We start from the raw sequence: 10017 nt of genomic DNA, 5'->3' as shown, positions 1-10017 counted from the left end.
TGATACGGCGCCCACCGATATATACACTCCTACTATCGGCGGCTGCGTCATTGGTTTATACGAGACCGCTCCGGCCCCGCGCGGAGCCGTGGTGCGCGAGCGGTGGTGCGGGGGTGACCACCCGGACCGGGTGGTCACCCCCTCACCCATGCCCCGACCCGTGCGGGGGCGCCGCGTCCGCCGGCCAGGAAACAGCGATCGGCCCCCGCTCCGAGATCTCTCTCGGAGCGGGGGCCGAACGTTTCAGCCGGCCATGGCGTCAGCTGCCCGCCCCTGCGTCGGCCGCCCGCCTGCCCGGACGTACCCGCCGTGCCACGGTCGCCAGCCGGGCCGACCGGGCCGACCAGGTCGCCTTGACCGTCGTCCAGCGGTCGCTCAGGTCCCACACCGCGCGGATGGCGGAACGCGGTGCCACGACCGCCCGCAGCCGGGTGCGCCGGCCGGCCCGAGCCCGCAGGGCCACCCGCACCTTGCGCACCTCCTCCGGCAGTCCGGCCTCGGCCCGCGGCTGCGGGGCGAACAGCACCTGCTCCACGGCACCCGCCACCCGGTGCACCGAACCGGCCACCGCCTCGTCCAGCTCACCGAGCCGGACGATCCGCGCCGCCGCCCGGCGGGGCGTCAGCGCGTCGTCGGGCGGGATCCCGTAGTCCCAGGCGGTGTCGGTCAGCTCGCGCCAGACCGCCAGGACATGCGCGACGGCCGCCTCGGTGACCTCCTCCGACGGCACGTCCAGCAGCACCGCCGGACCCCCGCCGACGGTCGGCCGCCCGACCTCGCCCCCGCGCCTGCCGGGGCCCGGCCCGCTCACCGCCGCGGAACCGGTGTGCTGAGCCGAGGCCAGCCGCACCGACCGCCGTCTCAGCCGCCACAGCATCGGCAACAGCAGCACGACCAGCGACGCGAGTCCCAGCACCGTCCAGCCGGCGATCTTGTACCAGGGCGGGCCGCCACCACCCTGATCCGCCTGGTCCAGCGGCAGCGCGCTGACGCAGCCCTGGAGCCGCTTGTCGTCCGTCGTGCAGCTGGTGCTCGCCGACGGCTCGGCCGACGGAGCCGCGTCCGCCGAACGCGAGGCCTGCGGCAGGTCCGGCACGGTGCTGCCCGGGGTGTCCGGCAGCGTGTACGGAGGCGTCGACCCACGAGTCGGGGTCGGCTCGAAACGGGTCCAGCCCACGCCCTCGAAGTACAGTTCAGGCCAGGCGTGCGCGTCCTTCAGACTCACCGCCACCGAACCGTCCGACTGCTGGGAACCGGGCGCGAAGCCCACCGCCACCCGCGCCGGAATGCCCAGCGTGCGGGCCATCGCCGCCATCGCGAACGAGAAGTGCACGCAGAAGCCCTGCTTGTCCCGCAGGAAGCGGGCGATCGCGTCCCTGCCGGTGCCGACCTTGACCTCGGTGTCGTACTCGAAGCCGCCCGTCACCGCGAACCACTCCTGGAGCTTCACCGCCCGCTCGTAGTCGTTCGACGAGCCCTCGGTGATCTCGCGGGCCCTCTGCGACACCACCGCCGGCAGGGTGTCCGGCACCTCCGTGTACTCGCCGCGCAGCGAACCGCGGGCCGCCGGAGCCGAGGCCAGCTGCTCCGCCGTCGGCTGCACCTGAAGACTCTTCACCTCGTAGGTCTTGCCGCGCGTGGTCTGACGGTGGTCGCCGACGACGGTCATGCCCACCGGCTCGTACCGCCATCTGCCGCTGACCTGCACACCGCTCGGCGGGTAGGGCATCGGCAGCCAGTCCTGGGCGTACCAGTCGGCGGCCGCCACCCGGGTCGTGATCTCCGCGCGACGGACGTCCGCACCCAGGCCGGGCGGCGTGGGCAGATCGTCGGGCACGGCGACGACGTCCCGCTGCGACGGCTTCCACGTCGTGCCGTCGAAGTCGTCCAGGGAGACGATCCGCAGATACAGGTCGGAGAGGTCGCCGCTGTTGGTGCGCAGGGTCAGGACCGTGCGGTCCTCGTCCACGTTCAGGCTGTCGCGCAGCGACACCAGGGGGTTGACCGCGGAGATCGTGCCCCCGCCGCCGGTGCCCGAACCGACCCCGGTCCCGGTGCCGCCCAGCAGACCGCCGTCGATCGCGGGCAGCGGCAGCAACGGCACCGCCAGCGCCACGCCCAGGGCGGCCGCGCCGATGCGCCGCCCGGTGCGCACCGGGGCCACCGGGCCGGGCTGCCTGACCGGGTCGCGCGGGGCGCCCCCGAAGACGCGGCCCCACTGCGAGAGCCGCTCCCGGCCCTCGGCGAGCAGCAGCATCAGATAGCCGCCGCCGGCCACCAGGAACCAGAGCCAGTCGGCCCCGCCGTCGGACAGCCCCGCGGCGACCGAGTACAGCGCGAGCAGGGGCAGGCCGGCCGGGGCGGCGTTGCGGTAGGTCACCGCGAGGGTGTCCACCGCCAGCCCGATCACCAGCACACCGCCGATCATCATCAGCCGGATGCCGTCGGAGAGCGGGGCCGGTATCGCGTACCGCTCCACGTCGTCGGTGCCCGACTGGAGCAGGTCGGCGAAGTGCTGGAAGGCCTGCGGGCCGGGGATCAGCCCGGCGAGGGCCTGCTCCCGGGCGAAGACCAGGGTCAGCAGCACCAGCGTGACCAGGGCCTGGGCCAGCACGGTCAGCGGCCGGGCCAGTGGCACCCGCCGGGTCACCGCGCCCACTGCGGACTGGACGGCCAGCAGGAAGGCCGCCACGAGGATCCACGAGGTCTGCTGGACCAGGGGCAGCAGGGCGGAGGCGGCCATCAGCGTGGCCGCCACGGAGCACAGCGTCAGTCGGGCCCGCCCGCTCATGATCCCGCCATCCTTCCGCTCGGTCCGCCGGCCGTCACGACACCCGAACGCTCCCGGTCCGCCTGCCGCCACAGCTCGTCCAGCGGAGTGCCCCGCGGCACGCTCACGGCGGTCCAGCCCGCCTCGCGCAGCAGCCGCAGCCGCTCCTCCTGCCTGTTCATCGGATGAGGCACGTCATTCGGTTCACGCACCCAGCTGTCACCGTCCAGGAGGAAGGCGACGGCGCCCCCGCTGCGCTGGCGCATCTTGGCGGCCACCGCGGCCTCCTCCTCGTCGAGGTCGCCGAGGAAGGCCACCAGCAGCCCCTCGCTGCCCCCGCGCAGCACGTCGTACGCCGGGGACAGACCCGTGCCGTCGGAGTGGTCGATCACCGCGAGGGTGTCCATCATCAGCCCGGCGGCGTCGGCCGATCCCTGGCCGGACCCGGCGAACCCGTCGGCGCCCTCCCCGGGCACCGAGCTGCCGGTGTCCGTCAGCAGCCGCACCGAGAAGCCCCGCTCCAGCATGTGGACCAGGACGGACGCGGCGCCCGAGACCGCCCATTCGAAGGCCGAGTCGGGGCCCGCACCCCGGTAGGCGAGCCCGCGGGTGTCCAGCAGGACGGTGCAGCGGGAGCGCTGGGGCTGCTCCTCGCGGCGCACCATCAGCTCGCCGTAGCGGGCGGTGGAACGCCAGTGCACACGGCGCAGGTCGTCGCCGTAGCGGTAGCCGCGCGGAATCGCGTCGTCCTCGCCGGCCAGCGCCAGCGAGCGCTGCCGCCCGTCGCCGTACCCCTTCGCCTCGCCGCCCAGCCGGATCTGCGGCAGGGCCTCCACCCGCGGGATGACCGTCAGGGTGTCGTACGTCGAGAAGGAGCGGGTCAGCTCGCACATGCCGAACGGGTCGTTCAGCCGCAGTTGGAGCGGGCCCAGCGGGTAACGGCCGCGCAGGTCGGAGCGGACCCGGTAGGACACCTCGCGGCGGCCGCCCGCCTCGACCCGGTCCAGGACGAAGCGGGGGCGCGGGCCGAGGACGTAGGGCACCCGGTCCTGGAGCATCAGCAGGCCCGTGGGCAGCCGGGAGACGTTGTCCATCCGCAGATGGACGCGGGCCTCGCTGCCGGCCGGCACGCGCGCCGGGGAGAGCCGGCGGCTGCCGGCCACCCGGTAGCGGGTGCGGTAGACCACGGCCGCGCAGACCAGCGGCAGCACGGTCAGCAGCAGCCCGACCCGCAGCAGGTCGGGCTGGCCGAGGACATAGGCGCAGATCGCGGCCGCGACTCCGGCCGCCAGGAAGGAGCGGCCACGGGTGGTGAGACCGGCCAGGGCGGTGCGGGCGCCGCCCTTCTCCCCGGGGTCCGCCTCCGCCTGTCCGGCCGCGCCGATGGTCATCCGAGCCTCCGCGGCGGCTGCTGGCCGTACGCCTGTGTGCCGCCGCCCAGGCCGAAGCCGCGCTGCTGCTGGGAGCCCGTGGGCACCGGGGTGCGCTGGATGATCTCCTCGACGACCTGCTCCGAGGTGCGGCGGTTCAGCTGGGCCTGCGCGGTGGGCAGCAGCCGGTGGGCCAGGACGGCCACGGCGAGGTTCTGCACATCGTCCGGCAGCGCGTAGTCCCGGCCGCTCAGGGCGGCGGACGCCTTCGCCGCGCGCAGCAGATGCAGCGTCGCGCGCGGGGAGGCACCGAGTCTGAGGTCGGGGTGCGTGCGGGTGGCGGAGACCAGGTCGACCGCGTACCGCCGGATCGCCTCGGCGACATGGACCCCGCGGACCGCCTCGATCAGCTTCAGGATCTCGTGCGCGTGCGCCACCGGCTGGAGGTCGTCCAGGGGGCTCACCCCACCGTGGACGTCGAGCATCTGGAGCTCGGCCTCCGGGCTGGGATAGCCGATGGAGACCCGGGCCATGAAGCGGTCGCGCTGGGCCTCGGGCAGCGGATAGGTGCCCTCCATCTCCACCGGGTTCTGCGTGGCCACCACCATGAAGGGGCTGGGCAGCTCGTAGGTCTGCCCGTCCATGGTGACCTGGCGCTCCTCCATCGACTCCAGCAGCGCGGACTGGGTCTTGGGCGAGGCGCGGTTGATCTCGTCGCCGATCACGATCTGCGCGAAGATCGCGCCCGGCTTGAACTCGAAGTCACGGCGCTGCTGGTCCCAGATGGACACGCCCGTGATGTCCGACGGCAGCAGGTCGGGCGTGAACTGGATACGCCGGACCGAACAGTCGATGGACCGCGCCAGCGCCTTCGCCAGCATCGTTTTGCCCACGCCGGGGACATCCTCGATCAGAAGATGTCCCTCGGCGAGAAGCACTGTCAGAGAAAGCCGTACGACCTCGGGCTTGCCCTCGATCACTCCCTCCACCGAACTGCGGACTCGCTCCACAGTGGCGGTCAGATCCGTAAGGCTCGCTCGCTCGTCATAGGTCGTCACCCGGCCCTCCTCGGCCCGTACGTTCAGGGCCGACGCTCTGCGATGCGGACCGGCCCACCCCGAAACACGGACACCACGCGGGAAATGCTCAGCGTGACGTCACTCCCGCATTCTTGCTGCCGTTACCGTTTCGTGTCACTCGCCTGTGGACAACTGACAGCGATATGTCAGGTCTTAAGACTGTTCCGCCGGGTCGATTTCCCTCAGCAGACCCGTCTTCACGTCGAAGACGAAGCCCCGTACGTCGTCGGTGTGCAGCAGGAACGGCGAGGTGCGCACGCGCTGCATCGACTGCCGCACGTCCTGGTCGACGTCCCGGAACGCCTCCACCGCCCATGCCGGACGCTGCCCGACCTCCATCTCCAGATCGTGCCGGAACTCCTCGGTGAGGGTCTCCAGGCCGCAGCCGGTGTGGTGGATCAGCACCACGCTGCGGGTACCCAGGGCCCGCTGGCTGATCGTGAGGGAGCGGATCACGTCGTCGGTGACGACACCACCCGCGTTGCGGATGGTGTGACAGTCGCCGAGTTCGAGGCCGAGGGCGTCGTGAAGGTCGAGGCGGGCGTCCATGCAGGCCACCACGGCCACGTGCAGGACGGGGCGCGCGTCCATTCCCGGGTCGCTGAACGCGGCGGCATAGCGCCGGTTCGCGTCGACCAGGCGGTCGGTGACCGTACCGCCAGTGGGTATGGCGGCCTCGGAGCCGGTGGGTACCGATGCGGAAGTCGTCATACCCATGACGTTACTGGTCACATGCTCTCCGGTCGCGTTGTGAGAGGGGGTAAAGAACGTCATCCCGGCCTCTTGTGAGGTAACCCACACGAGCGGCGGGAGGGAGTCCGTAGGAGTGATTTCCCCTAATCGTCGCTTCACACGCGTACCGGACCACGACGCGCAGGCCGGTTGATTGACCGCGAGACGGGGTGGACTAAAGTGACGCGAAGCGGGAGGCGGCGATCTCCCTGCTGGACTGAATTCCCCGAGAGACCCCGGCGCGGCCGCCGGAGATCTCCCCGCGTGCGCGGCGCGTACGTACGGCTCGGCCTCCTCCCGCTCCCGGTCGGCTGACGCTTCCGGCGCCGGCGGACCTCCCCTTCTTCGAGCGGGCGGGGACCCGGCGGTGCGTACGGCCCGTGGATCTGAGAGGGCCCGAGAGCAATGGGGCGCGAAGCGCATTCGAATGAGGGTGGTGGCGGGCGACCGGAGGGACAGAGTCGACACGTCCCGGTGATGCTCCAGCGGTGCCTGGACCTGTTGGCCCCCGCCCTCCAGCGGCCCGGAGCGGTGGTCGTCGACTGCACGCTCGGCCTCGGCGGACACAGCGAGGCCCTGCTGGCCCGGTTCCCCGAATCCCGCCTCGTCGCCCTCGACCGCGACAAGGAGGCCCTGCGGCTGTCCGGCGAACGCCTCGCGCCGTACGAGGACCGCGCCACCCTGGTGCACGCCGTGTACGACGAACTCCCCGAGGTCCTCGAGCGGCTCGGCATCGCGCGCGTGCAGGGCGTCCTGTTCGACCTCGGCGTCTCCTCCATGCAGCTCGACGAGGCCGACCGGGGCTTCGCCTACGCGCAGGACGCCCCCCTCGACATGCGCATGGACCAGACGACCGGCATCAGCGCCGCCGAGGTCCTCAACACCTACCCGCCGGGCGAACTGGTGCGCATCCTGCGTGCGTACGGCGAGGAGAAGCAGGCCAAGCGGATCGTCTCCGCGGTCGTGCGCGAGCGGGAGAAGGAGCCGTTCACCAACAGCGCCCGGCTGGTCGAGCTGATCCGCAACGCGCTGCCGCAGGCCGCCAAGCGCACCGGCGGAAACCCGGCCAAGCGCACCTTCCAGGCGCTGCGCATCGAGGTCAACGGCGAACTGTCGGTCCTGGAACGGGCGATCCCGGCCGCAGTGAAGACCCTCGACGTCGGCGGACGGATCGCCGTCCTGTCGTACCACTCGCTGGAGGACCGGCTCGTCAAGCACGTGTTCGCGGCAGGCGCCGCCACCACCGCGCCGCCCGGACTGCCCGTCGTTCCCGAGCGTTACCAACCGCGCCTCAAGCTGCTCACCCGCGGTGCCGAACTTCCCACGGAGGAAGAGATCGCCGAGAACCGGCGGGCAGCCCCCGCGCGGTTGCGCGGGGCCGAGCGCATCAGGGAGGACGTCGAGTGACGGGCGTGCGGCGGGCGGGCCGGGGGACATCCCGGCCCAGCGGGGTCCTGACGGACGACCCAGGGGAGGGCGAGTGAGTAGGAAACCCCGGCTGAAGGGGCGGGCCGCCCGGCTCGCGCGGCTCTTCCCGGCCCGACCGCGACAGGCGGCCCGCACGCCGTTCGTCCTGCTCGTCGTCCTGCTCCTGGGCGGCGGCCTGATCGGCCTGCTGGTGCTGAACTCCGCGCTCAGCGAGGGTTCGTTCGAGATGGACGACCTCCAGAAGGACACCAAGAGCCTCACCGACGAGGAGCAGGCCCTCCAGCGGGACATCGACTCCTACTCCGCGCCGGACGCCCTCCAGCGCCGTGCGCGTGAACTCGGCATGGTGCCCGGCGGCGACCCGGCCTTCCTCTCCCCGGACGGCACCGTGAAGGGCGTCCCCTCGGCCGCGGCCCTGCGCTCCCAGGCCGCGGTACGGCCCCCCGAGGCCATCGCGACCCTGCCGGCCTTCCCGTCGACCACCGCCGGCACCACCACGGCCACCGTCCCCGATGCTTCCCCGACCGCCGAGGCGGCCGTGCCCGACCCGGCGGCCGGCGCCCCCGGCGCCGCCCCGACCGCAGCCACTCCCACGACTCCCGGCAGGTGACGGAAGTGTCCGACAGGGAACCGCCGCGCCGGCGTGTGCCCGGCCCCGCCCGGCCCGCCCGCCCCGCGTCCGCCAGGCGCAGGCCGGGGCCCGGAGCCCGCCCGGCCCGCCGCCCGGCCGCCGCACGGCCCGCCGCCCCCCGCGTCATCCGGCTCGGCAGCCCGCGCCCCCGGCTGCGTCTGGTCGGCCTCGCGCTGACCCTGGTGCTCATCGCCTTCGTGGTCCGGCTGCTCCAGGTCCAGGCCGTCGACGCCAGCACCTACGCCGCCAAGGCGGAGCAGAACCGGTATGTCGGCCAGATCCTGGCGGCCGAGCGCGGAGAGATCACCGACCGCTCCGGCGTCGCTCTCGCCTCCAGCGAGGACGCCTACGACATCACCGCCGACCCGACGATGTTCGCCCGTGGCCAGCTGAAGATCGACGACGGCCCCGAACAGGCGGCCGCCCTCCTCGCGCCGATCCTCGGCCAGGAGCAGTCCGCGCTCGTCAAGAAGCTGCGCCCCGGCAACGCGAACGCCCGCTACGCCAAGCTGGCCGGCCGGCAGACCCCGCAGGTCTGGAAGCAGATCAAGGACCTGAAGTCCGCGCTCGCCACCAAGGCCGAGTCGGACCCCGCCACGGTCAACGTCCTGGCCGGTGTCTTCTCCGTGCCGAGCAGCAAGCGTGTGTACCCCAACGGTGAACTGGCCGCCGGGATACTGGGCTGGGTGAACGCCGAGGGCAAGGGCGGCGGCGGCATCGAGCAGCAGCTGAACACCACCCTGGCCGGCAAGGACGGCAAGATCCGCTACGCCCAGTCCGGTGGCCGCCAGGTGCCCACCGTGGGCTCCACCGAGACACCGGCCGTGCCCGGCTCCGACGTCGAGCTGACGATCGACCGGGACATCCAGTGGGCCGCCCAGAACGCCATCACCGAGCAGGTGAAGGAGTCCAGGGCGGACCGCGGCTATGTCATCGTCCAGGACACCCGCACCGGGGAGATCCTCGCCCTGGCCAACTCGCCCGGCTTCGACCCCAACGACCTGAGCGACGCGAACCCCGACGCCCTCGGCAACGCGGCCCTCCAGGACGCCTACGAGCCCGGTTCCACCGCCAAGGTCATGTCGATGGCGGCCGTACTGGAGGAGAACGCGGCCACGCCGCTGACGCACGTCACCGTGCCGAACCGGCTGCACCGCGGCGACCGGCTGTTCCAGGACGACATCGACCACGCCACCTGGTACCTCACGCTCAACGGCGTGCTCGCCAAGTCCAGCAACATCGGCACGATCCTCGCGACCGGCCAGCTCGGCAAGACCCAGGCGCAGGCCAACCAGACCCTCTACTCCTATCTGCGCAAGTTCGGCATCGGCAGCTACACCGGACTCGGCTTCCCGGGCGAGACGAAGGGCATCCTCGCGGCGCCCGGCGACTGGTCGACCTCGCAGCAGTACACGATCCCCTTCGGCCAGGGCGTCTCCATCAACGCGCTCCAGGCGGCCTCGGTCTATTCGACGATCGCTAACGGCGGCGTGCGCGTCGAGCCGAGCCTGGTGCGCGGCACCGAGGGCCCGGACGGCCGCTTCACCCCCGCCGAGGCTCCTCAGAAGACACGGGTGGTCAGCCAGAAGACGGCGAAGACCCTCGCCCAGATGCTGGAGTCGGTCGTGGACGACGAGGAGGGAACCGGTACCAAGGCGCGTATTCCCGGCTACCGCGTGGCGGGCAAGACGGGCACCGCCAACCGCGTGGATCCGGCCACCGGCAAGTACCGCGGCTACACCTCGTCGTTCGCCGGTTTCGCGCCCGCCGACAACCCCCGGGTGACGGTCTACTGCGCGATCCAGAACGCCACCCAGGGCGGCTACTTCGGCGGCCAGATCTGCGGTCCGATCTTCAAGAAGGTCATGGAGTTCTCCCTGAAGACGCTCCAGATCCCGCCGACCGGGGCGAAGCCCGCGAACCTCCCCGTCTCCTTCGCCCCCTGACCCAGCCCGTCGAAACCGCCCACCAGTGTTCAGCGCCGAACCAGCCAGGGAACCAGCCCGT

Annotated in this window: 7 protein-coding genes; 3 read left to right on the top strand and 4 right to left on the bottom strand. The window is 72.3% G+C overall.

Going from position 1 to position 10017, the window contains the following annotated elements; genetic code table 11:
* Positions 1-259 precede the first annotated feature (259 nt).
* The 4 genes from ACFWJX_RS33875 to ACFWJX_RS33860 all read right to left on the bottom strand — a co-directional run bounded on the left by ACFWJX_RS33875 (position 260) and on the right by ACFWJX_RS33860 (position 5930).
* A complete protein-coding gene (locus ACFWJX_RS33875; RefSeq protein ID WP_383250158.1) occupies positions 260-2791 on the bottom strand; it encodes a DUF3488 and DUF4129 domain-containing transglutaminase family protein in 2532 nt (843 codons plus the stop codon).
* On the bottom strand, positions 2788-4161 hold the full coding sequence (locus ACFWJX_RS33870; RefSeq protein ID WP_383250157.1) for a DUF58 domain-containing protein: 1374 nt from the start codon (positions 4159-4161) through the stop codon (positions 2788-2790). Before ACFWJX_RS33870 ends, ACFWJX_RS33875 begins: the two co-directional genes overlap by 4 nt.
* A complete protein-coding gene (locus tag ACFWJX_RS33865) occupies positions 4158-5198 on the bottom strand; it encodes an AAA family ATPase (RefSeq protein WP_383250156.1) in 1041 nt (346 codons plus the stop codon). The genes ACFWJX_RS33870 and ACFWJX_RS33865 overlap by 4 nt, the downstream gene beginning before the upstream one ends.
* 174 nt (positions 5199-5372) lie before the next feature.
* Positions 5373-5930, bottom strand: a complete 558-nt coding sequence (locus ACFWJX_RS33860; protein ID WP_383250155.1) for a beta-class carbonic anhydrase — start codon at positions 5928-5930, stop codon at positions 5373-5375.
* Positions 5931-6356: 426 nt separating this feature from the next.
* On the opposite strand from ACFWJX_RS33860, the gene rsmH reads away from it, so the two are divergent.
* The 3 genes from rsmH (at position 6357) to ACFWJX_RS33845 (ending at position 9956) form a co-directional block, all read left to right on the top strand.
* Complete coding sequence (rsmH, locus tag ACFWJX_RS33855) at positions 6357-7358, top strand: 16S rRNA (cytosine(1402)-N(4))-methyltransferase RsmH (RefSeq protein WP_383250154.1); 1002 nt, start codon at positions 6357-6359, stop codon at positions 7356-7358.
* Positions 7359-7431: 73 nt separating this feature from the next.
* Positions 7432-7989 (top strand): septum formation initiator family protein, encoded by a 558-nt coding sequence (locus ACFWJX_RS33850; protein WP_383250153.1) that lies wholly within the window; start codon positions 7432-7434, stop codon positions 7987-7989.
* 5 nt (positions 7990-7994) lie between these two features.
* Complete coding sequence (locus tag ACFWJX_RS33845) at positions 7995-9956, top strand: peptidoglycan D,D-transpeptidase FtsI family protein (protein WP_383250152.1); 1962 nt, start codon at positions 7995-7997, stop codon at positions 9954-9956.
* The last annotated feature ends 61 nt before the right edge of the window (positions 9957-10017 follow it).

This window comes from Streptomyces sp. NPDC058335 (assembly GCF_042723915.1).
Classification (GTDB): domain Bacteria; phylum Actinomycetota; class Actinomycetes; order Streptomycetales; family Streptomycetaceae; genus Streptomyces.
Note: the sequence above shows the minus strand (reverse complement) of the source record. Positions and strands in the feature narration are given on the sequence as shown.

Coding starts and splice junctions, on each gene's coding strand:
- rsmH (WP_383250154.1), top strand. CDS start 6,357: ATGGGGCGCGAAGCGCATTCGAATGAGGGTGGTGGCGGGCGACCGGAG.
- ACFWJX_RS33870 (WP_383250157.1), bottom strand. CDS start 4,161: ATGACCATCGGCGCGGCCGGACAGGCGGAGGCGGACCCCGGGGAGAAG.
- ACFWJX_RS33875 (WP_383250158.1), bottom strand. CDS start 2,791: ATGAGCGGGCGGGCCCGACTGACGCTGTGCTCCGTGGCGGCCACGCTG.
- ACFWJX_RS33860 (WP_383250155.1), bottom strand. CDS start 5,930: ATGACGACTTCCGCATCGGTACCCACCGGCTCCGAGGCCGCCATACCC.